Annotated in this window: 21 protein-coding genes; 11 read left to right on the forward strand and 10 right to left on the reverse strand. The window is 72.4% G+C overall.

Annotated features, from left to right (window positions below):
- Positions 1 to 76: 76 nt before the first annotated feature.
- The 4 genes from VF330_RS16250 to VF330_RS16265 form a co-directional block, all read right to left on the reverse strand.
- A complete protein-coding gene (locus VF330_RS16250; protein WP_330852433.1) occupies positions 77 to 1330 on the reverse strand; it encodes a cytochrome P450 in 1254 nt (417 codons plus the stop codon).
- A gap of 308 nt (positions 1331 to 1638) precedes the next feature.
- Entirely contained in the window at positions 1639 to 2388 is a 750-nt protein-coding gene (locus VF330_RS16255) for a DUF899 family protein (RefSeq protein ID WP_330852434.1), read from the reverse strand.
- A gap of 2 nt (positions 2389 to 2390) precedes the next feature.
- Complete coding sequence (locus VF330_RS16260) at positions 2391 to 4010, reverse strand: ABC-F family ATP-binding cassette domain-containing protein (RefSeq protein WP_330852435.1); 1620 nt, start codon at positions 4008 to 4010, stop codon at positions 2391 to 2393.
- On the reverse strand, positions 4003 to 5613 hold the full coding sequence (locus tag VF330_RS16265) for an ABC-F family ATP-binding cassette domain-containing protein (RefSeq protein ID WP_330852436.1): 1611 nt from the start codon (positions 5611 to 5613) through the stop codon (positions 4003 to 4005). Before VF330_RS16265 ends, VF330_RS16260 begins: the two co-directional genes overlap by 8 nt.
- A gap of 229 nt (positions 5614 to 5842) precedes the next feature.
- Between VF330_RS16265 and VF330_RS16270 the strand changes: the two genes are divergently transcribed.
- Positions 5843 to 6784: a patatin-like phospholipase family protein gene (locus VF330_RS16270; protein ID WP_330852437.1), complete on the forward strand. Its 942-nt coding sequence runs from the start codon at positions 5843 to 5845 to the stop codon at positions 6782 to 6784.
- Between the two features lie 4 nt (positions 6785 to 6788).
- The gene (locus tag VF330_RS16275) at positions 6789 to 8261 is read left to right on the forward strand and encodes an amidase (protein ID WP_330852438.1); all 1473 of its coding nucleotides are present in this window, start codon (positions 6789 to 6791) and stop codon (positions 8259 to 8261) included.
- Here the strand turns inward: VF330_RS16275 and VF330_RS16280 are convergent.
- Positions 8251 to 9204, reverse strand: a complete 954-nt coding sequence (locus VF330_RS16280) for an alpha/beta hydrolase (protein WP_330852439.1) — start codon at positions 9202 to 9204, stop codon at positions 8251 to 8253. The two genes, VF330_RS16275 and VF330_RS16280, sit on opposite strands and share 11 nt — an antisense overlap.
- A 68-nt stretch (positions 9205 to 9272) precedes the next feature.
- Here VF330_RS16280 and VF330_RS16285 point away from each other — a divergent pair, with 68 nt between their 5' ends.
- Positions 9273 to 9866 carry a helix-turn-helix transcriptional regulator gene (locus VF330_RS16285; RefSeq protein WP_330852440.1) on the forward strand — a complete coding sequence of 198 codons (594 nt, stop codon included), beginning with the start codon at positions 9273 to 9275 and terminating at the stop codon, positions 9864 to 9866.
- On the opposite strand, the gene VF330_RS16290 is transcribed toward VF330_RS16285, so the two are convergent.
- Positions 9853 to 11076: an MFS transporter gene (locus VF330_RS16290; RefSeq protein ID WP_330852441.1), complete on the reverse strand. Its 1224-nt coding sequence runs from the start codon at positions 11074 to 11076 to the stop codon at positions 9853 to 9855. The two genes, VF330_RS16285 and VF330_RS16290, sit on opposite strands and share 14 nt — an antisense overlap.
- Before the next feature lie 118 nt (positions 11077 to 11194).
- Between VF330_RS16290 and VF330_RS16295 the strand changes: the two genes are divergently transcribed.
- Positions 11195 to 11851, forward strand: coding sequence for a helix-turn-helix domain-containing protein (locus VF330_RS16295; protein ID WP_330852442.1), 657 nt, complete (start codon positions 11195 to 11197; stop codon positions 11849 to 11851).
- On the opposite strand, the gene VF330_RS16300 is transcribed toward VF330_RS16295, so the two are convergent.
- Positions 11826 to 12002 (reverse strand): hypothetical protein, encoded by a 177-nt coding sequence (locus VF330_RS16300; RefSeq protein ID WP_330852443.1) that lies wholly within the window; start codon positions 12000 to 12002, stop codon positions 11826 to 11828. The genes VF330_RS16295 and VF330_RS16300 overlap by 26 nt on opposite strands.
- A 119-nt stretch (positions 12003 to 12121) precedes the next feature.
- Here VF330_RS16300 and VF330_RS16305 point away from each other — a divergent pair, with 119 nt between their 5' ends.
- The 6 genes from VF330_RS16305 to VF330_RS16330 are packed head-to-tail and all read left to right on the forward strand — an operon-like array spanning position 12122 to position 16075.
- Entirely contained in the window at positions 12122 to 13285 is a 1164-nt protein-coding gene (locus VF330_RS16305) for a HAMP domain-containing sensor histidine kinase (RefSeq protein WP_330852444.1), read from the forward strand.
- Positions 13282 to 13923, forward strand: coding sequence for a response regulator transcription factor (locus tag VF330_RS16310; protein ID WP_330852445.1), 642 nt, complete (start codon positions 13282 to 13284; stop codon positions 13921 to 13923). Before VF330_RS16305 ends, VF330_RS16310 begins: the two co-directional genes overlap by 4 nt.
- A gap of 9 nt (positions 13924 to 13932) precedes the next feature.
- Positions 13933 to 14406, forward strand: a complete 474-nt coding sequence (locus tag VF330_RS16315) for a cation:proton antiporter regulatory subunit (protein WP_330852446.1) — start codon at positions 13933 to 13935, stop codon at positions 14404 to 14406.
- Positions 14407 to 14411: 5 nt separating this feature from the next.
- A complete protein-coding gene (locus tag VF330_RS16320) occupies positions 14412 to 15590 on the forward strand; it encodes a cation:proton antiporter (RefSeq protein ID WP_330852447.1) in 1179 nt (392 codons plus the stop codon).
- The gene (locus VF330_RS16325; protein ID WP_330852448.1) at positions 15587 to 15892 is read left to right on the forward strand and encodes a hypothetical protein; all 306 of its coding nucleotides are present in this window, start codon (positions 15587 to 15589) and stop codon (positions 15890 to 15892) included. The genes VF330_RS16320 and VF330_RS16325 overlap by 4 nt, the downstream gene beginning before the upstream one ends.
- Positions 15893 to 15910: 18 nt before the next feature.
- Positions 15911 to 16075: a hypothetical protein gene (locus VF330_RS16330; RefSeq protein ID WP_330852449.1), complete on the forward strand. Its 165-nt coding sequence runs from the start codon at positions 15911 to 15913 to the stop codon at positions 16073 to 16075.
- Here the strand turns inward: VF330_RS16330 and VF330_RS16335 are convergent.
- The 3 genes from VF330_RS16335 to VF330_RS16345 are packed head-to-tail and all read right to left on the reverse strand — an operon-like array spanning position 16057 to position 20112.
- The gene (locus VF330_RS16335) at positions 16057 to 17415 is read right to left on the reverse strand and encodes a carboxyl transferase domain-containing protein (protein ID WP_330852450.1); all 1359 of its coding nucleotides are present in this window, start codon (positions 17413 to 17415) and stop codon (positions 16057 to 16059) included. The two genes, VF330_RS16330 and VF330_RS16335, sit on opposite strands and share 19 nt — an antisense overlap.
- Entirely contained in the window at positions 17399 to 18802 is a 1404-nt protein-coding gene (locus VF330_RS16340) for an acyl-CoA synthetase (RefSeq protein WP_414675383.1), read from the reverse strand. The genes VF330_RS16335 and VF330_RS16340 overlap by 17 nt, the downstream gene beginning before the upstream one ends.
- Positions 18803 to 18807: 5 nt before the next feature.
- On the reverse strand, positions 18808 to 20112 hold the full coding sequence (locus tag VF330_RS16345; protein WP_414675384.1) for an SLC13 family permease: 1305 nt from the start codon (positions 20110 to 20112) through the stop codon (positions 18808 to 18810).
- Positions 20113 to 20255: 143 nt separating this feature from the next.
- Between VF330_RS16345 and VF330_RS16350 the strand changes: the two genes are divergently transcribed.
- Entirely contained in the window at positions 20256 to 20957 is a 702-nt protein-coding gene (locus VF330_RS16350; RefSeq protein WP_330852453.1) for a FadR/GntR family transcriptional regulator, read from the forward strand.
- The last annotated feature ends 219 nt before the right edge of the window (positions 20958 to 21176 follow it).

Here is a 21176-nt window from a genome sequence, read left to right on the forward strand (position 1 = left end):
CTACTGCGGAGCGGCCTCGGCCGCAGGAAGCCGTTCGGCCGCACGCGGGGTGTCCCGGTGCGGCCGAATGCCGTGATCAGAGGATCGGGCTGCTGTGGGCGCCGAGGTGCACGGGCAGCGAGTGCAGCCCGTAGACGATCGAGACCTTGCGGAAGTCGAGCGCCGCCGGCTCCACCGCGAGCCGCAGCTCGGGGAACCGCCGGGCGAGCGCCGGGTACGCGATCCGCAGCTCCATCTTGGCGAGCTCCGCGCCGATGCACCGGTGCGCGCCGTAGCCGAACGCCAGGTGCTGCCCCGCCTGCCGGGCCGGGCAGATCGCGTCGGGGTCGGAGTAGACGCTCGGGTCGCGGTTCGCCTGCGACAGCGAGCACGCCACGATGTCGCCCGCCTTGATCTTCGTCCCGGCGACCTCCACGTCCCGGCGCGCGATCCGCAGGAACGCCACCTGCACCACGCTCTGGTGCCGCAGCAGCTCGTCGACGACCCCGTTCACGGCCTCGTCGCCGGACCGCACCCGGTCGAACAGCGAGGGGTCGCGCAGCATCGCGAGCGTGCCGAGCGAGATCATGCTGGCCGTCGTCTCGAACCCGCCGGTGAGCAGCCCGTCGGCGAGACCCGCGAGCTCGTCGTCGTCCAGCTCGTCGCCGTGCTTGCGGATGAGCTCGCCGAGCAGCCCGTCGTTGGGGTTCTGCCGCTGCGCCCGCACCAGCTCGCGGAAGTACACGATCGACTCGGACACCGCGGACAACGACGCCGTCGCCGCCCCGCCGAGGTCGAAGCGGGACACGCTGCGCCGCTGGAACTCCTCGCGCTCACTGGCGGGAACGCCCAGCAGCTCGCAGATCGTGAGCGCGGGCACCGGCATCGCGAAGTGCTCGACCAGGTCGACCGGACCGTCCTTCATGGACATCAGGTCGAGCTGGTCGGTGACGATCCGCTCGATCCGCGGCACCAGCCGCGAGAGCCGCCGCATGGTGAACTCGGGCGTGAGGACCTTGCGCAGCCGCGTGTGCTCCGGCGGGTCGCTGAACCCGAGTCCGCCCGGCGCCTCGTCGGCGAACAGCCCGAGGTCGCGCAGGTGCCCGAAGTCGTTGCTGAACGCGTCCGCGTCCACCAGCACCTGCTTCGACGCCTCGTAGCCCGTCACCAGCCACACCGTGACCGGCAGCGGCAACCGCGTGACCGGCCCGTGCGCGTGCATCCGCGCCAGTTCCGGCACGGGGTCCAACCCGTTGCGGCGCAGCGGTGCCAGGACCCGGGAGGGGACGAACCACGACGACCCGAGGTCGAAGCCGGTCTTGCTGAGGCGCGCGAGCAACCTCTTCCCCATCCATCCGGTCACGCGGGACCGGACGTCTGTCGCTGACTGCAGAACGTCCCTCATGCGGTGTCCCTCCGGCGGAAAGGGTGAGATGGCAGCGGGCGGCCACAGGAACGGACAATAACGACGGGCCCGCGGGCACGTCGTCATACCTGGGCCTAACTCGCCGTCATACTTTGGTCCAGAAGTTGATCAGGCGCCTATGGGGGTCCGCGGAGGGCGTCCGCGCGGGGACGGAGAGTCAGGCCGGGAGCGGGTGCAACCACCACAAAGGACCGGGCGCGTCCCGCCGCCGACGGGGGCGCCCGGTCCGGACGTCAGTGGCAGTGCCCCCGCCGTCCCAGCGTCCCGACCGGCGCGGCCCCCGGCCGGGTCCACTGCGGAACGGGCCTGCTGTCCTCGCCCCAGCCGGGCTCGCCGGCGGCGTTCGTCCGCCAGAACCACCCGGCGTGCCGGGCCTGCGGCCACCCCTCCGGCTGCGACTCCCAGGCCTCGCCCCGCCCGCGCACGGTCATGTCCAGCAGCCCGAGCGACCCGTTGACCCGCTCGGTCCCGCGCCCGGTGGTCGAGTACGCGAGGAACGTCCGGTCGCCGTCGCGCAGGTAGCTGGTGAGGTACCCCATGTCGCCGCCGACGGGCTCGTCCAGACCGCGCACCGAGTACCAGGGCGACGAGTAGCCCATGAACGCGACGAACTCCGCCACCTCGTCCCACGCGCCGGTGGTCACGAAGGCGAACGAGACGCCGCGCGCGTTGAGGTAGGCGGCGTCGTCGAAGTGCCACGGCAGGTGGGTGCAGCCCTCGCACTGGCCCTGGTGCGGCGCACCGTCCCACCACATGTGCTTGTAGACGACCAGCTCGTCGCGGCCCTGGAACAGGTCGAGGAACGGCACCGGGCCCGCGGCGCCGACGACCTCGGTCCTGCCGTCGAACTCCACCATCGGCAGGCGGCGGCGGGCCGCGGCGATGGCGTCGCCCTCGCGGGTGTGCGCCTTCTCGCGGACCAGGAGCTCGTCGCGGGCCCGCTGCCAGGTGGCGCGGTCGACGATGGGCGGCTGTCCGGTCATGGTCAGTCCTCCGTGGTGCGGGGATCTCCGTCGCAGGGGTGTCGAGGCCGCGTGCCCGGATTCGACACGGAGATCCCGGCGCCCTTCCACCGCGCCCGCAGCCACCGGTCGTGGCTCGCCAGCACGATCGCTCCCGGACCCGGTCCCAGCGCGTCCTCCAGCTCGTCGCACAGCGCCGGGGACAGGTGGTTCGTCGGCTCGTCGAGCAGCAGCAGCTGCGGTGGCGCGGCCACCAGCAACGCCAGGGCGAGCCGCCGCTGCTGCCCCACGGACAGCGCGCCGACCGGTTTGCCCAGGTCCCACCGGTGCAGCAGGCCCAGCGACTCCAACGGCACCTCCGCGACGCGTTCGGCGCCCAGCGCGCGGCCGTAGGTGGCCCGCGGCGTGAGGCGCGGGTGGGCGAACGACGTGTCCTGGCCGAGCAGGCCGACGCTCACCCCGGCCGCCCGCCGCACGCCCGGCACGTCCAGCCGTCCGGCCAGGACCAGCAGCAACGTCGACTTGCCCGCGCCGTTCGGGCCGGTCACGAGCAGCCGGTCGCCGTCGCGCACGTCGAGGGCGTCCACCGCCACCCGCCCCGGCACGTGGACCCGGCGCAGCGACACCAGCTCCGCGCCGGCCGAGGTCAACGGCGCGGCGAAGCTCAGCGGGCGCGGGGGAGCGGGCACGGCGTGGCGTTCCAGGTCCTCCAGGCGGCGAGAGGCGTTGCGGACGCGGCGCGAGATCTGGCTCTGCACGCGGTTGGCCCGCACGCCGTAGCCCATCTTGTCGCTGTCGCGCATCGCCCGGTTCGGCGCGACCCTGCCCGCGATCAGGCCCAGGGACGACCGCAGCCCGGCCAGCTCCTCCTGCTCCTCGGCGTACCGGCGCTCCCACCGGGCGCGGTCGGCGCGCTTCTGCGCCAGGTACTCGCTGTAGGTGCCGCCGAACCGCACGGGGCCGTCGACCGCGGGGTCGAGGTCGAGCAGGTCCGTGCACACCGCGTCGAGGAACGCCCGGTCGTGGCTCGCGACGACGAGGGCGCCGGGCAGGGCGCGCAGCTGCTCCTCCAGGAACGCGGCCGCGTCGTCGTCGAGGTGGTTGGTCGGTTCGTCGAGCAGCAGCGCGGACGGCCGCCGCACCACGAGCGCGGCCAGCGCCAGCCGGCGGCGCTGCCCTCCGGAGAGCGTGCCGAGCGGACGGTCCCGCGCGACGTCGCCGAGCCCGAGTCCGCCGAGGACGATCCCGGCGCGCCGGTCCGCGTCCCAGGCCTCGAGCCGGTCGGCCCGCTCCAGCCGTTCCGCGTACTCCGCCAGGTGCGCCTCGCCGGTGAGGCGTTCCAGGTCGGCCAGCACCGCCCGCGACTCGGCCAGCGCGTCGTCGACCACGTCGGCGACGGAGGCCGAGTCCGGGAACTCCGCCTCCTGCCGGAGGAAACCCAGGTCCGGCGGTCGCGCGACCGTGCCGCCGTCGGGCTGGTCCACCCCCGCGAGCAGCCGCAGCAACGTCGACTTGCCCGCGCCGTTCTCGCCGATCAGCCCGATCCGCCGGCCGGGCGCCGCGGTGAGCGACACCCCGTCCAGCACGCGCCGGCCGCCGAACCCGCGCACCAGCTCGTGCGCGACGAGCGCCGCTTCAGCCATTGCCGGCCTCCAGCAGCTTGCCGCCGTCGAGGCGCAGCCGGCGGTCGATCCTCACCTCGCTCAGGAACCGTTCGTCGTGGCTGACGACGACGAACGCGCCCTGGTAGGAGTTCAACGCGCTCTCCAGCTGCCCGGCGCTCACCAGGTCGAGGTTGTTGGTCGGCTCGTCGAGCAGCAGCAGCTGCGGCGCGGGCTCGGCGAACAGGACGCAGGCGAGCGTCGCGCGCAGCCGTTCGCCGCCGGACAGCACGCCGACCGGCAGGTGCGCCCGCGGACCGCGGAACAGGAAGCGCGCCAACAGGTTCATCCGCTCCGCCGGGGGCATCGCGGGGGCGAACGCGGCCAGGTTCTCCGCGACGGTCCGCGCGTCGTCGAGCAGGTCGAGGCGCTGCGACAGGTACGCCACCCGTCCGTCGGCCCGCTTCACCTCGCCGCTGTCGGGCGTGAGCGACCCGTCGACGACGCGCAGCAGCGTCGACTTGCCCGCGCCGTTCGGTGCGGCCAGCGCGATGCGTTCCGGGCCGCGGATCGTGAGGTCGGCGCCGTCGAACAGGTCGCGCACCCGGATGCCCGTGCCGGTGAACAGCGTGCGGCCGGCCGGGACGGCGGTCTGCGGCAGCTCCAGGCTGATCCGCTGCTCGTCCTTGAGCGCGCGTTCGGCCTGGTCGAGCCGCGACTTGGCGGCGGTGAGCCGGGCCGCGTGCGTGCCGTCGGCCTTGGCGGCGGACACCTCGGCGTTGCGTTTCATGGTGCCCGCGAAGATCTTCGGCAGGCCCGCGCTCGACAGGTTCCTCTGCGCGGTGGACGCACGGCGGGCGGCGCGTTCGCGGGCCTGCTGCATCTCCCGCTTCTCGCGTTTGACCTCCTGCTCGGCGCTGCGGATGTTCTTCTCCGCGACCTCGCGCTCGGCCGCCACCGCTTCCTCGTACTCGGTGAAGTTGCCGCCGTGGAAGCGGATCTCGCCGCCGTCCAGCTCGGCGATCCGGTCCATCCGGTCGAGCAGCGCGCGGTCGTGGCTGACGACCAGCAGGCAGCCGCGCCAGTCGCCGAGCACGTCGTGGAGCCGGTGGCGCGCCTGGAGGTCGAGGTTGTTCGTGGGTTCGTCGAGCAGCAGCACGTCCGGCTGCTTGAGCAACTGCGCCGCGAGGCCGAGCGAGACGACCTGGCCGCCGCTCAGCGTGCCCAGCACGCGGTCGAGCGCGAGGTCGCCGAGCCCGAGCCGGTCGAGCTGGGCGCGCGTGCGCTCCTCGACGTCCCAGTCGGTGCCGATGGTGGTGAAGTGCTCCTCGGCGGCGTCACCGGACTCGACCGCGCGGAGGGCGCGCAGGACGTCCGCGACGCCGAGCACCTCGGCCACGGTGAGCCCGGCGGTGAGGGGCAGGTCCTGCGGCAGGTAGCCGAGGACGCCGTCGACGGTCACGGTGCCGCCGGACGGGGTGAGGACGCCGGCGACGAGCTTGAGCAGCGTGGACTTCCCGGCGCCGTTGGGGGCGACGAGACCGGTGCGGCCACCGGGCACGGAGACGGACAGGCCGTCGAACACGGGGGTGTCGTCCGGCCAGGAGAAGGACAGGCCGGACACGACGACGAAGGCATCGGACATGGGTGTGAGACCTCGGGTGTGCTGCGCGCGGGTCGTGCGCTTCGCGCGAGTGGGAAAAGGGGACGACGAATCGGCCACCGGCAGTCGATGGCCTGTCACATCCCGGGCTCACCCGGAGATGTCGTCTTCACCCACCAGCACGTCGGCCTCCTGGTTCAGGGGCGGTGATCTCCACTCCACGGTAGCAGCCGTCGCGAATGGATTCCCGGGTCATGATTCACTCGGGTGTGTGACCAGTGAAGGACCCGTCCTCGACCTGCTGCGGGCGCGCCGGCGTCAGCGCAGCGTTCCGGGACGACGCGATGACGGCGCCCGGCTCGTGCTGCTCGTCGAAGGCGGCAGCTCGCGCGGCGCGTACTCGAGCGGCATGACCGCCCCGATCGAGCGGAACGGCCTGCTGCCGTTGTTCGACGCCGTCTACGGCAGCTCCGCGGGCTCCCTGAACGCCGCGTGGCTGCTCTGCGGCCGCGTCGACCGCAGCAAGCACGCCTGGTGGGACCCGGCGGTGATGAGCACGACGATCAACCCGCGCCGCGTGCTGAGCAGGCGCCCGGTCGTCGACACCCACCACCTCGTGCACACCGTCTACACCCAACGGCACCCGATGGGCTTCCAGGAGATCCTCGACAACCCCGTCGAGTTCCACCCGATGGCCACGGACGGCCTGAGCGGCGAGTCCACCGACCTGCACAAGACCATCCACGACACGGTGAGCGTGCAGACCGCGTTGCGGGCCTCGACCGCGATGCCGCTGCTGGCCGGCGAACCCGTCGTGATCGACGGCCGCCCGTACGTCGACGCGGGCCTGACCGAGATGGTCCCGGTGCGCACCGCGCTGGCGCAGGGCGCCACCCACGTCGTGGCGTTGCGGACGCGCCGGACCGACGAGGTCGCGATGCCTCCCGCCCGCGCCGAGCGGCTGCTGCTGACGCGCTGGTTCGCCCGCTACGCCCCGGGTGCCGCGGCGCCGTGGCTGAGCCGCGTCGAGTCGTGGGTGGAGGAGGAGGCCGCGCTCAACTCGCACCCGGCGTGCCTGCAGATCCGGCCGCCGCTGGGGAGCGCTCAGATCGGCAGGACCGAACGGGGCCCGGAGGTGCTGAAGGCGGCGTTCGAGACCGGCGCGGCCGCCGCGCGGGAGGCACTGGCGGAGATGGCCGAACAGCTACCTTGAGCGCGTGGACTTCGACGAGTACCGGAACTACGACGCGACCGGGCTGGCCCGGCTCGTCGCGGACAGGCAGGTGTCCGCGGCGGAACTCCTGGAGACGGCGAGGGCACGCGCCGCCGAGGTGAACCCGCGGCTCAACGCGATCGTGCGGGACGTGCCCGCCGAGCCGTCCGACGACCTCACCGGCCCGTTCGCCGGGGTGCCGTTCCTGATCAAGGACCTCGGCCAGGACTACGCGGGCCTGCCCACGTCGAACGGGTCGCGGTCGCTCCGGCGGCACCCGGTGGACCGGCACTCGACCGTGGTCCAGCGCTGGCTCGACGCCGGGCTGGTGATCTTCGGCAAGACGAACCTGCCGGAGTTCGGCGCCAAGGCGATCAGCGAGTCGGTCGTGTGGGGGCCCGCGCGCAACCCGTGGGACCTCGACCGGACGCCCGGCGGTTCGTCCGGCGGCAGCGCGGCCGCGGTGGCCGCCGGGATCGTGCCGTGCGCCGGCGCGAACGACGGCGGTGGCTCGACGCGGATCCCGGCGGCGTGCTGCGGGCTCGTCGGGCTGAAGCCGGGACGCGGGCTGACGCCGTTCGGGCCGGAGACCGCCGAGATGATGCACGGCGCGGCGGTGCAGGGGGTCGTGTCGCGGACGGTGCGCGACACGGCCGCGATGTTCGACGTCATCTCGGGTGGCGAGCCGTCCGGTCCGTACTCGGTGGCGATGCCCTCGGAGTCGTTCCTGTCGTGCGTCGGCGCGGATCCCGGCAAGCTGCGCATCGGCGTGCGGGTGCCGTCGGCGATCAACCCGGACCCCGACCCGGAGGCGCGCAAGGCCGTCGAGTCGGCCGTCCGCGTGCTCACCGACCTCGGCCACCACGTCGAGGAGCTGCCGCGGGCGCCGTTCGACGACGCCGCACTGGCCAAGGACTTCCTGCTGACCTGGTTCGTCAACCTCGCCTGGAAGGTCGCCGACGCGAAGCGGCTGACCGGGGCGCCGGACGTCGCGTTCGAACGTGACACGCTGCTCATGGCCGCGCTGGGACGGGCCACGAGCAGCGTCGACTACGTGGACGCCGTGCAGCGGCGGCACGAGCACACCCGCCGGCTGAGCGTGTTCTTCGAGTCCTACGACCTGCTGCTGACGCCGACGCTCGCGACCCCGCCGCCGAAAATCGGCCAGTTCGAGCTGCCGGTGTCGTTGCAGCGGGCGACCGACGTGCTGCTCAAGACCCGCACCGCGCGGCTCCTGCGGCACACCAAGATCGTCGACGACATGATCCGGCAGAACCTCGGCTGGGTGCCTTACACGCAGCTCGCGAACCTGACCGGCCGGCCCGCGATCTCGCTGCCGCTGCACTGGACCGCGGACGGCCTGCCGCTCGGCGTCCAGTTCGTCGCGCCGCTGGCGGGGGAGTCCTCGCTCATCAAGCTCGCGGCGCAGCTCGAAGAGGCGCTGCCGTGGGCGGACCGCGTGCCGGTCATGAGCTGAGGAACCGCAGCAGCTCCGCGGTGACGAACCCGGGGTTCTCCTCGACGAGCCAGTGCCCCGCGCGCGGCACGTCGACGGTGCGCACGATGTTCGTCATCCGCGGGGCCGCCGTGCCGCGGATCGCCTCGGCCTGTCCCTCCGCGGCCATGACCAGAGTCGGTGCGGTGACCGGTTTTGCGGCTTCGGTGTCACGCACGTCCTGGTCGAGCGCGCGGTACAGCTCGAAGCCGTTCGTCAGCGCGGTGGAGTACGTGCGCGCGTACTCGTCGATCTCGGCGTCGGTGAACGGCGACGTGGTGGACGTGCCGCCGAAAGCCGTGCCCTGGTAGGAAACCTGCGGGTAGAACAGCTTCAGGTAGTCGCGGACGTCGTCGTGCACGACCGCCTCCGGGACCTCGCGCTGCGAGTGGAAGGCGATGTGCCAGCTGAGGGTCCGGTACGTGCGGGCGTCGATCGCGGGACCGGGCAGCGGCAGGTCGAGGTAGCCGAGCTTCGCCGTGTCGGCGGGGAACTGGCTGGCGTACTGGAACGCGACGGCGGCGCCGAGGTCGTGGCCGACGATCGAGGGGTTCTTCAGACCGAGCCGCTGCGTCAGGCCGTGGACGTACTTCGCGAGCGTCGCCTTGTCGTAGCTCTTCGCGGCGCCGGTGCTGTCGCCCAGGCCGGGCAGGTCGATCGCGTAGACGGTGTGGCGCTCGGCGAGCTCCGGCATGATCGGCCACCAGCCGTACCAGGTCTGCGGCCAGCCGTGCACCAGCACGACCGGTGAGCCGCTTCCGCCTGTCACGTAGTGCATCCGCACGCCGTCGACGTCGGCGAACTCGTGCCGGAAGTCCTTCTGGAACGCGGCGTCGTCGCGCGTGACGGAGGTGTAGGCGGGCGGTTCGGTCGTGGGCGCGCAGGCCGTGAGGAACAGGAGAAGTGCGAGCACGAGGCGTTTCATGCCCCCAAGGTGCTCGACTCGTGCCGGATCTGGCACGAAAACTTGCCGCTCTGGCAAGATGGACGCCCGTGCACCGCGAAACCGAAGAGGTCCTCGACGCCGTCGGCCCCCGCCTGCGGGCGCTGCGGCGGCACCGCGGCATCACGCTCGCCGACCTCGCCACGACCACGGGCATCTCCGAGAGCACGTTGTCGCGCCTGGAAAGCGGGCAGCGCCGCGCGACCCTGGAGCTGCTGCTCCCGCTGGCACGCGTGTACGACGTGCCGCTGGACGAGCTCGTCGGCGCCCCGCGCACGGGCGATCCGCGCATCCACCTGACGCCGATCCACCGGTTCGGGATGACGTTCGTGCCGCTCTCGCGCCGGCCGGGTGGCGTGCAGGCGTTCAAGATGCTCATCCCCGCCACGCAGAAGCCACTCGAACCGACTATGCAGACGCACGACGGGTTCGAGTGGCTCTACGTCCTCAACGGACGGTTGCGGCTGGTGCTCGACGACCTCGACCTGACGTTGCCGCCGGGCGAGGCCGCCGAGTTCGACACGTCGTCACCGCACTGGCTGGGCAGTGCCTACGGCGGGGCGGTCGAGCTGGTGGTGCTGTTCGACCCGCAGGGCGTGCGGGCCCACGTCCACGACCCGCACCGCGCCGCTACCTCCGGTTGAACCTGGCGGTGGCGATGACGCCGGTCAGCGTCACGAGCGCCGTGACGACACCGAACCAGGACGCCATGGTCGCCGCGCCGACGACGCCGGCGACGGGTCCCGCGACGACCGCCGAGACGCCCATCCCGAGGTAGCCGACGACGTAGATCGCGGTGAACAGACCGGCGCGCTCGTGCGGTGCCACCTCGGGCACCAGGCCGCGGGTGGTGCCGGCGAACGCGGAGCCGATGCCCGCACCGGTCAGCAGCGCGGACACCCAGACGAGCGCCTGCGCGTGCGCGCCGATGGCCCCGACGAACACGATCGCGCCCACGGTCATCCCGCTCATCCCCGCGAGCCGCAGCAGGTGCGGGCGGACCGAGCTGGTGGAGGCCGAGACGCCCGCGCCGACCGCGAACACGACGAACGCGACCAGCGCGCCGACGATCGGGCCGCGCACGTGGAAGACCGACACCAGCACGACGGGAACCAGTCCCATCCACAGCGTCATCATCATGAACGCGCCGACGATCCCCGGGACCGTGGTCGCGTACAGGCGGCGCACCTGCTTCGGCAGCGACACCCGCGGGACCAGCGAGGCCAGCGCACCGGGCTTGCGCGTCGCGGTCTCCGGCGTGAACACCGCGAAGACCGTGGCGAGCGCCATCACCACCACGAGCACCAGCCACACCGCGAACGCCGCGTCGGCCGCGAACTGCGCGACGAGGCCGGAGTAGAGCGCGCCGATGCCGAGGCCCGCGAGCGGTGCCATGCTCGTCATCTGCGCGCCGAGCTTCTTGTGCCGTTGCGGCGCCAGCTCGACGACGGCCGCGCTGAGCGAGCTCGACGCCGCCGCGGTGGCGACACCCTGCACGACCCGCGCCACGATCAGCCACCCGATCGACGGCGACAGCAGGAACACCACCATCGCCACCAGGTCGAGGGCCAGTGAGCCGATCATCAGCGGCCGCCTGCCGACGTAGTCGGACAGCGAGCCGACCACGGGGATCGTGACCAGCAACGCGAACGCGTAGACGCCGAACGCGAGGGTCAGCACCCACGGCGCGAACCCCCACTGCGCCTGGTAGATCGGCAGCAGCGGACCGGGCGCGCCGGCCGCGACGAGGACCGCGACCATCGCCGCGGAGATGCCCGCGAAGCCCACGCCGTGCGGCAGGAACAGCCCCCTCCTCGCTGTCGCGGTCGCGGGTCGGTCCAGGACTGCGGTCATGACGGTTCCTCCACGTCGGGTCGAGGTGACCGACGCTAACGACCGCACTTCGTTATTGCAAGTAAACTCTTTTTTACGAAGTCAGCTAGGTCTGCGCAAGCGCGCTATCGTGGATGGCGTGAAGCGACGTGACTACGCCCAGTACTGCGGACTCGCCCGAGCGCTGGAGCTCGTCGGCGAGCGGTGGGCGTTGCTGATCGTGCGCGACCTCACAGTCCGTCCTCGCCGCTACACCGACCTCCAGGAGGGCCTGCGGGGCATCCCGACGAACGTGCTCTCGACGCGCCTCAAGGAGCTGGAGCAGGCCGGCATCGTCGAACGGCAGGTGGCCCCGGCGCCGTCGCGGGGCGTCGTCTACACCCTGACCGAGGTGGGCCACGCCCTGGAGCCGTCGCTGATCGCACTGGGCCGCTGGGGCTCGTCGCTGCTCGGCGACCCGCAGCCCGGCTACGTCGTCACCCCCGACGGCGCCGTGCTGAACCTCCGCGCCGCCTTCCAGGCGAACGAGGCCGCGGGCATCACGGCCTCGTGGGAGCTGCACCTCGCCGACGTGGTCGTGCACGCCGTGCTGACCGACGGCGAGCTGACGTCCGGCCTGGGGCCCGTTCCCGGCGGGGCCGACCTCGTGATGACCCCGCGGTTCGCGGAGGACGAGCTGCCCGCCTACCGGACCTTCGTCCGCGCGGCGAAGGACGGGCGGGTGGACCTGGAGGGTCCGCGCGAGCTGTTCGACACCTTCCTGCGGGTGTTCACCTACCCGCGGCGCGCGGCCTAGCGAGTCCGGCGGAGCCGCACAGGATCAGTCCGGCGGCCACCAGCAGGGCGTGCGGGAGCAGCAGGCCGGCGAGGACCAGCACGAGCGCCACGACGTGGAACGGCCAGGTGGGCCGGGTGCGGGCGGGGGTCCTGCGATCGGTGACGGGCATCGGGCGCCTCCCCGGTTCGGTTGAGAGCGTCGAGTTCCACGATCCGCGATTCCGCCGCCGTTGACGATCGGTCCGGGCACCCAACTTCGCAGTTCACGAGCGCGGGATGAGCGGCCGGCATGGGTGTCGGCCCCCCGTGCGCCCTGCCGCGCACCCCTGCCACCGGTGACCCCCGCCACCCCGCCGGAGCCGTGACCGTCACCACCCCGCCCGCCACCGACCAGCGCGGCTCCCCGCGCACCGCGAACATGGGTGTTGCCACGGATGGACAGGTGGCGTCCCCGGCAGTCAGTCTCGCGTGCGTGGCGGGAAGTGATCACGGAAAGGCGGCGCGTGTGTCGTTGTTCGCGCGGATCTTCCTGCTCAACGCCCTGGTGCTGGTGGCGGCGGCCGCCGTGCTCGTGTTCGGGCCCGCCACCGTGTCGACGCCCGCCCTGCTCAGGGAGGTGCTGGTGCTCGCGGCCGGGCTCGCGGTGATGCTCATCGCCAACGCCCTGCTCATCCGCGTCGGGCTCGCGCCGCTCGGGCGGCTCACCCGCGCCATGACCACCATCGACCTGCTCAAGCCGGGACCGCGGCTGCAGGCCAAGGGGCACGGCGAGATCGCCGAGCTGATCACCACGTTCAACAGCATGATCGACCGGCTGGAGGCCGAGCGCGGGTACAGCTCGGCCATCGCGCTCTCGGCCCAGGAGTCCGAGCGGCGGCGGGTGGCGCAGGAGCTGCACGACGAGGTCGGGCAGTCGCTGACGGCCGTGCTGCTGGGGCTCAAGAGGGTGGCGGACCAGTCGCCGCCCGCGATCCGGGAGGAGCTGGTGCAGGTGCAGGAGACCACGCGCAGCTCCCTCGACGAGATCCGCCGCATCGCCCGCCGGCTGCGGCCGGGGGTGCTGGAGGAGCTCGGGCTGGTGAGCGCGCTCAAGTCGCTGACCGCCGAGATCTCCGCGCAGACCGACGTGAGCATCAGGCGGGCCTTCGACAAGAACCTGCCGCCTCTCGACGCCGAGACCGAGCTGGTCGTGTACCGCGTCGCGCAGGAGGGCCTCACCAACACCGTCCGGCACGCCGACGCCCAGGAGATCGAGCTGAGCCTCAAGGCCCGTCCGTCCGAAGTGGAGCTGAGAGTCCGGGACAACGGCAGGGGGATCGGCACCAGCGCGGAAGGGGCGGGGATCAGGGGGATGCGCGAACGGGCGTTGCTGGTCGGCGCCGAGCTCGCCGTCGGACCGGCCGGGCCGTCCGGCACCGAGGTGCGGCTCGTCGTGAAGGCGGCGACCGCATGACCGTGCGCATCCTGCTGGCCGACGACCACGCGCTCGTGCGGCGCGGCGTCCGGATGATCCTCGACAGCGAACCGGACCTCGAGGTCGTCGCCGAGGCGGGCGACGGCGCGGAGGCCATCGGCAAGGCCAAGGAGCAGCAGCCGGACCTCGCGATCCTCGACATCGCGATGCCGCGCCTCACCGGCCTGCAGGCCGCCCGCGAGCTGTCCCGCATCCAGCCGGACCTCCGCATCCTCATGCTCACCATGTACGACAACGAGCAGTACTTCTTCGAGGCGCTCAAGGCGGGCGCGTCCGGGTACGTGCTCAAGTCGGTCGCCGACCGCGACCTCGTCGAGGCGTGCCGGTCGGCCATGCGCGGCGAGCCGTTCCTCTACCCCGGCGCGGTCAGCTCGCTGATCCGCAACTACCTGGACCGGGCGAAGGAGGGGCTCCCGCCGCGGACGATCACCGACCGCGAGGAGGAGATCCTCAAGCTGGTCGCGGAGGGCCACTCCTCCAAGGAGATCGCGGACATGCTCGTGATCAGCGTCAAGACCGTCGAGCGGCACCGGGCCAACCTGCTGCAGAAACTCGGGCTCAAGGACCGCCTCGAACTCACCCGGTACGCGATCCGCGCCGGGCTCATCGAACCCTAGGACACTCGCGTGAACGTCGAAGTGACGCCCCTGCCCGGCATAGGGGTCAGGCAGGACTTCTCCATCCGCTCCGGCCGCCGGATCGGCGTGATCACCTACCGCGACGGCAAGTTCGAGCTCATCCTGTCCAAACAGGACGATCCCGACGCGACCGCGGCGTCGATCCCGCTCGCGCCGGAGGAGGCGGGGACGCTGGCGGGTCTGCTCGGGGCGCCGCAGCTCGTGTCACAGCTCGACGCGCAGCACCGCGACATCGCCGGGATCTCCACCCGCCAGCTGCCGGTCACCGCGTTCGCGAACCGCACGCTCGGCGACACCGCGCTGCGCACCCGCACCGCCGCGTCCATCGTGGCGGTCGTGCGGGCGGGCACCGCGCACCCGTCGCCGGGTCCTGACTTCTTGTTCCAGAACGGCGATCTCGCGGTCGTCGTCGGCACCGCGGAGGGGCTCGATGCCGCCGCGGACATCCTGACGGGCGGCTGAGGCACGTGCACGACACCACGATCGCGCTCATCCAACTGGGCGCGGTCTTCTTCGGACTGGGCCTGCTCGGCAGGGTCGCCTGGAAGTTCGGCATCTCGCCGATCCCGCTCTACCTCGTCGGCGGACTCGCGTTCGGCTCCGGCGGGCTCATCCCGTTGCACGGCATCGAGGAGTTCGCCCACCTCGCCAGCGAGATCGGCGTGGTGCTGCTGCTGTTGCTGCTGGGCCTCGAGTACTCGGCGTCCGAGCTCACGACGGGCCTGAAGAAGTCGTGGATGGCGGGCCTGCTCGACATCGTGCTGAACGCCGCGCCCGGCGCCGTCGTCGCGTTGCTGCTGGGCTGGGGACCGGTCGGCGCGCTCGCGATGGCCGGCGTCACCTACATCTCGTCGTCCGGCATCATCGCGAAGGTCCTCGGCGACCTCGGCCGGCTCGGCAACCGCGAGACCCCGGTGATCCTGTCGGTGCTGGTGTTCGAGGACCTCGCGATGGCCGTGTACCTGCCGGTCCTCACGGCGGTCCTGGCGGGCGTCAGCTTCCTCGGCGGGCTCACGTCGGTCGGCATCTCGCTGCTCGCGATCACCGTGGTCCTCGTGGTGGCGCTGAAGTACGGCCGGGTCATCTCCGCGATCGTGGACAGCCCCGACCACGAGGTGTTCCTGCTCAAGCTGCTCGGGTCCGCGCTGCTCGTGGCCGGCATCGCCTCGGAGCTCCAGGTCTCCGCCGCCGTCGGCGCGTTCCTGCTGGGCATCGCGATCTCCGGCTCCACCGCCGAGAACGCCACCCGCCTCCTCGAACCGTTGCGCGACCTGTTCGCCGCGATGTTCTTCGTCGTGTTCGGCCTCAACACCGACCCGCGCACGATCCCGCCGGTGCTGGGCATGGCGGTGCTGCTGGCCGTCATCACCACGCTGACGAAGGTGGCGACCGGCTGGTGGGCCGCCCGCCGCCAGGGCATCGGGAAGATGGGCCGGGCCCGCACCGGCGCCGCGCTCGTCGCGCGAGGCGAGTTCTCGATCGTCATCGCCGGTCTCGCCGTCGCATCCGGGCACGTGAGCGAACAGCTGGCCGCCCTCGCCACCGCGTACGTGCTGCTGATGGCGATCATCGGCCCGATCGCCGCCCGGTACGTCGAACCCGTCGGCGAGTTCTTCCTGCGCCGCAAGCAGGCTGCCGCGCAGTGAGGTGGCCGGCGCTCCTGCTGGCCCTGCTGCTGGCGTTCGTCGGCACGAGTGCGCGCGACAACGCCGCCGACCAGCCGGGATCGGGGCTCAACGCCCCGGTCTCGGTCGTGCACGTCCACACCACGGCGTCACCGGACGCCTGCTGGGCGCTGCTGTCCGCGGCAGGCGCCCCGCGTCCGCCGGACTCGCGCGTCCTCGTGGCGGCGACCGACGCCGTCAGCGCGGAAGGTTCCACCTCAGGTCACCGGTCGAGCCGGGCACCGCCGTTCGCGGCCGCTCCCGACTCCCCGCACTCCTTCTGACTTGAGGAAACCCCACCGATGTCGATCGTCGCTGCCGTGCTGCTCGTCGCGTCCATCCTGTTCGCGATCGGAGCCTTCGCCGGGATGGTGACCAGGAAGGACCCGTTCTACGGCGTCGTCGGACTGGTCACCCTGTGCGTGCCGAGCTCGATGCTGGCCTTCACCTACCTGGTGTTCGCCTGATCCGCTGTCCGGCCGAGCTGGGCGAAGCCGCGCGCGACGCCCAGCTCGACCAGGTCCTGCGGACGCAACCGCAGCTGGTCCGCCGTCCGCCGCGCCTGCGCGGGGTCGCGTTTGAGGATCGCCGCCGCCAGCTCGGGTGAGATGACCGCGAGGTAGCTGTCCGGCGTCACCCACAGCCGTTCGGGCTGCGCGAACGCCAGCGCGCCCCCGGAGCCGCCCTCGCCGACCAGCAACGACGTGACCGGCACCCGTGCCTCGGCCACGGCCGTGAACAGGTCCGCGATCGCCGCCCCGACCCCGGCCTCCTCGGCCGCCGGGTCGTTGGCCGCACCGGGCGTGTCGACGAGGGTGAGCACCGGGACGTCCAGCCGGTCGGCCAGCCGGACCAGCCGCGCCGCCGTCCGGAACCCGGCGGGTCGCGTGGCCGTGCCGCACTGCGCCGCGTACGCGAACGTCACGCCGTCGCGCTGCCCGAAACCGCACAGCACCCCGGGGTCGACGCCTCCGGCGCGGTCACCGCTGACCGGCTCGTGCCAGTCGAAGTAGGCCGCCAGGTAGTCGTCGGCGTGCGGCCGGTTCCGTGACCGGGCGCGCTGCACCGCGTCCCAGCCGGTGTCGGGCAGCGTGGTCGAGCCCAACGCGTGCGGCACGGGAGCAGGCGTCGTCCCGGGCGTGGTGAGCAGCCGGAGCCACCGCTCCAGCCGGCCGCGCAGCTCGTCCACGGGCACCAGCTGGTCGACCAGACCCGCCGCGAACTGCTGCGCCACCGAGTACCCCGGTGGCCGCACCCGCGACCCGGCGAACCCGACCTGCGCCCCGCACACCCCGAGCACGACGTCCGCACCCGCCCCGAGCGTCGCCCACCCGCCGCCGGTCGTCGGGTCGCGCAGCACGGCGACGTGGGCGAGCCCGGCGCGGCGGTGCAGCGTCAGCTGGCGGGCGATGCGGGGGAGCTGCAGGAGGGCGGGGGTGCCCTCCTGCATGCGGCTGCCGCCGGTCGCGACCAGAGACACGACCGGGAGGTGCAGCTCGCGGGCCTTCGTGAAGGCCCGCTCGATGCGCGTGCCGGTGCGGGTGCCCAGGGAGCCGCCGAGGAAGCCGAACTCGAACGCGACGAGGACGGTGCGGACGCCTCCGACGTCGGCGATGCCGCAGACGACGGACTCGCGTTCGCCGGTGTTCGCGGTGGCGGAGGCGAGGGCGGCGCCGTAGCCGGGCCACCGCAGCGGCCCGTCCTGGCCTGGGACGGCGCCGGGAGCGCCCGCCTCGTCCGGCAGCTCCGCGAACCCCGACGCCACCCGCGCGATCACCTCCCGGGCCGACTCACGTCCCGAGGGCACGCTTCATCACCTTGCCCATGTCGTTGCGCGGCAACGACTCCACGAACCTCACCCGCCGCGGCCGCTTGTGCGGGGTCAGCAGCCGGGCCACGTGGTCGGACAGCTCCTCGGCGGCGGGGGCGTCGCCGGCGGGCACCACCCAGGCGACGATCCGTTCGCCGAGGTCGTCGTCCGGCTCGCCGGTGACCGCCACCTCCTTCACCGAGGGGTGTTCCAGCAGCGCGTTCTCGATCTCGCCCGCGCCGATCTTGTAGCCGCCGCTCTTGATGATGTCGGTGGCCTTGCGCCCGACGATCCGGTAGTAGCCGTCCGGGTCGCGGGTGCCGACGTCGCCGGTGCGGAACCAGCCGTCCGCGAAGGCCTCGGCGGTGGCGTCGGGGCGGTTCAGGTACTCGGTGAACAGGTTCTCGCCGCGCACCTGGATCTCGCCGATCGCACCGGGTTCGGCCACCGCCGAGCCGGTGTCGTCCACCAGCCGCACCTCGACCCCCGGCAGCGGCACGCCCACCGCGCCCGGACGGCGGTCGCCCGACGCGCGCACGCTGGTGTTCATCAGGGTCTCGGTCATGCCGTACCGCTCGACGACGCGCTGGCCGGTGGCCGCCTCGATCCGTTCGTGGTCGCGCACGGGCAGCGCCGCCGAACCCGACACGAGCAGCCGGGCGCCGCGCAGAGCGGCGGCGAGCGGCGCGTTCGAGCCGACCTCCTCGGCGATGCGGTGGTACATCGTCGGCACGCCGAACATCATCGTGCCGTCGCCGTCCAGCGCCTCCGTCACGAGGTCGGTCGAGAACCTGCCGAGGTGGTGCAGGGTCCCGCCGCGCCGCAACGGTCCCAGCACGCCCAGGATCAGGCCGTGCACGTGGAACAACGGCAGCGCGTGCACCAGCACGTCGTCCTCGGTCCACTCCCACGCCTCGGCCACCGCGTCCAAAGTGGACACGATCGCCCGCCGCGGCAGCACCACGCCCTTCGGCGAACCGGTGGTGCCCGAGGTGTAGACGACCAGCGCCGGCGCCGAGAGATCGGGCTCCGGGAACGAGCCGGCCGACCCCTCCAGCGTCACGTCCAGGCGTGGCACGGAGTCCAGGCCGGACGGCAGCGCGACGCCCGGAGCCGCGAGCACCAGCGCGGGCGCGCTGTCGGCCACGATGTGCGCGAGCTCCCGTTCGCCGACCTTCGGGTTGAGCGGCACGGCGGGCACCCCGGCGAGCAGTGCCGCGACGACCGCCACGCACGTCTCGATGGTCGGCGTGGCCCACACCGCCACCCGCGGCGACCCGGCGAGCCGGGAGGCGAGGGCTCCGGCGCAGGACGCCAGCTCCGCGTGGGTGAGGGTGCGGTCGCCGAAGCGGAGCGCGACGCGGTCGGACTGCAGTGCGAACAATGATCTCACCAGATTCCCGGGACGACGAGGGCGAGCCACACCAGCGGCGGTGCCGCCGCGACCATGATCCCGCCGTAGACCATGAGCTGCTTGAAGAACCGGTCGCGGTCGACGTCCTGCGCACCGGCCAGCACCAGGGCGCCGTTGGTGGAGAACGGGCTCACGTCGACGACGGTCGCCGACACCGCGAGGGCCGCGATCAGCCCGACCGAGCTGACCTCGCCCTGGAGCAGGAACGGCACGGCCAGCGGGATCAGCGCGCCCATGATGCCGACCGACGACGCGAACGCCGACACGATCGCGCCGATGTAGCAGATGAGCAGCGCCGCCAGCAGGGGAGCGCCGACGCCCGCGACCGAGTCGCCCGCCCACTTGATCGTGCCCATCGTCTGGAGCACGGCGACGTAGGTCAGGATGCCGCAGATCAGCAGCACGGTCGGCCAGGTGATCTGGGTGATGGCCTGCTTGGACGTCTCCGGCCACACCACGCTGAGCAGCACGGCGACCGTGATCGCGGCGAGGCCGACGTCGAGGTCGAACACCAGGGCCGCCACGACCAGCGCGACCAGTCCGACGAGGGTCGCGATGCGCGGCGCGGTCAGCGTGACGCGCTCCTCGACCTCCGTGGCGACTCCGGCTCCACCACCGACCGGCCCGTCGACGTCCTCGTCGTCACGAACCGCGGCCGGCGCGTTCAGCGGGTGCCGCGCGAGCTTCATCCCGCCCAGCACCACGAACACCACCGCGGCGATCAGCAGGTTCACCACGAGACTGGCCAGGAACAGCACGATCTCGCCGCCCGGCAGCCCCTCCTTCGCCACGATCCCGTTGACGATCGTCCCGTAGATGCTGATGGGGGAGAAGCCACCGGCCTGCGCGCCGTGCACCACCATCACGCCCATCAGCAGCGGGTTGATCCGGTACTTGGCCGCGAACCCCATCGCGATCGGCGCGACGATCGCCACCGCCGCCGGGCTGACCGCGCCGATCGCCGTCAGCACGCCGGTGATCGCGAACATCACCCACGGCATCAGCGCGATCCGCCCGCCGACCAGCCGGATCGCGACGTGCACGAGCCAGTCCGTGGTGCCGTTGGCGCGGGCGATGGCGAACAGGAACGTCACGCCGACCAGCACGACGAACAACGAGCCGGGGAACCCCTTGAAGATGTCGTCGGTCTTCATGTCCGCGACCAGCGTGCCGACCCCGAAGGCCGCGGCGAACGCCAGCGCCCCCATGTTGATCGACCGCGTCGTGGCGATGACGAACACCACGACCAGCACGAGTATCGAAACCAGTTCGGCTGACATGCAGGGCTCCCGTCGTTGGGGCACTCGCAGGGGGACGGCGGCAGGAACAGTGGCCAAGTGGCTGAGCCACTTTCCGCCCAGCGTCCACCCGCTGTCAAGAGGTGGCCTAGTGGCTGAGCCACTTGGCCGGATATCCTGGGCAGATGTCCGAGGCACTGCGGCCCATGGTCAAGTCCCGCCTGTACGAGCAGGTGCTCGAACGGCTGCGCGAGCACGTGACCGAGGCGGGGCTGAGCGCGGGCGACAGGCTGCCCGCCGAACGCGACCTCGCGGCGAGCCTCGGGGTGAGCCGCGCGTCGGTCAAGCAGGCGATCGTGGTGCTGGAGGTACAGGGCCTCGTCGAGGCACGGCACGGCGGCGGCACCTACCTGGTCCGCGACACCCTCGACGTCGAACCGGTGGAGCAGCTCGTCGAACGCCGCAAGCGCCTCCCGGACGTCCTGGAGGCACGCGAGGCGCTGGAGACCAAGCTCGCCGAGCTCGCCGCCGAACGCCGCACCGACGCCGAGCTGGAGGACATCCGGCAGGCGCTCGTCTTCATGGGCGAGGAGATCGAGAACGGCGCCAATGGCGTGGAGGGGGATCGCCGGTTCCACGCCGCCGTCACCGCGGCCGCGCACAGCTCACTGCTCGCGGACTTCATGACGACCATCGCCACGCAGATCACGGAGAGCCGCACCGAGTCGCTGCGCCAGCCGGGGCGCCCGTCCCGGTCGCTGGCGCAGCACACGGCGATTTTTGAGGCGATCGTCGCGGGGGACGGCAAGAAGGCTGCTGCGGCTATGCGCAGGCACGTGCGTACCGTCGCGAAGGTGCGGCTGCTTGCTTGGGTGCCTGAGGATTGATTCGGTCTGGTGGGCTGGGGCTGGTTGGTTGCGTTTGGCTGGCGGGTTCCTGTTTCAGGCGCGGGGCTCCGCCCCGGACCCCGCCAACTGATCAAAGACCGGCCAGCGCCGCACGTGGGTAGATGGCACGCCTGTTGCGTTGGGCGGCTTGCTGTTGCGTGCGTGGTTGCGCGATGCGTGGGGTGGTCCCGTCACGAGCAGTGCTCGAGGCAGCCACAC

The sequence above is a fragment of the Lentzea sp. genome (genome assembly GCF_036380075.1).
Lineage (GTDB): Bacteria > Actinomycetota > Actinomycetes > Mycobacteriales > Pseudonocardiaceae > Lentzea.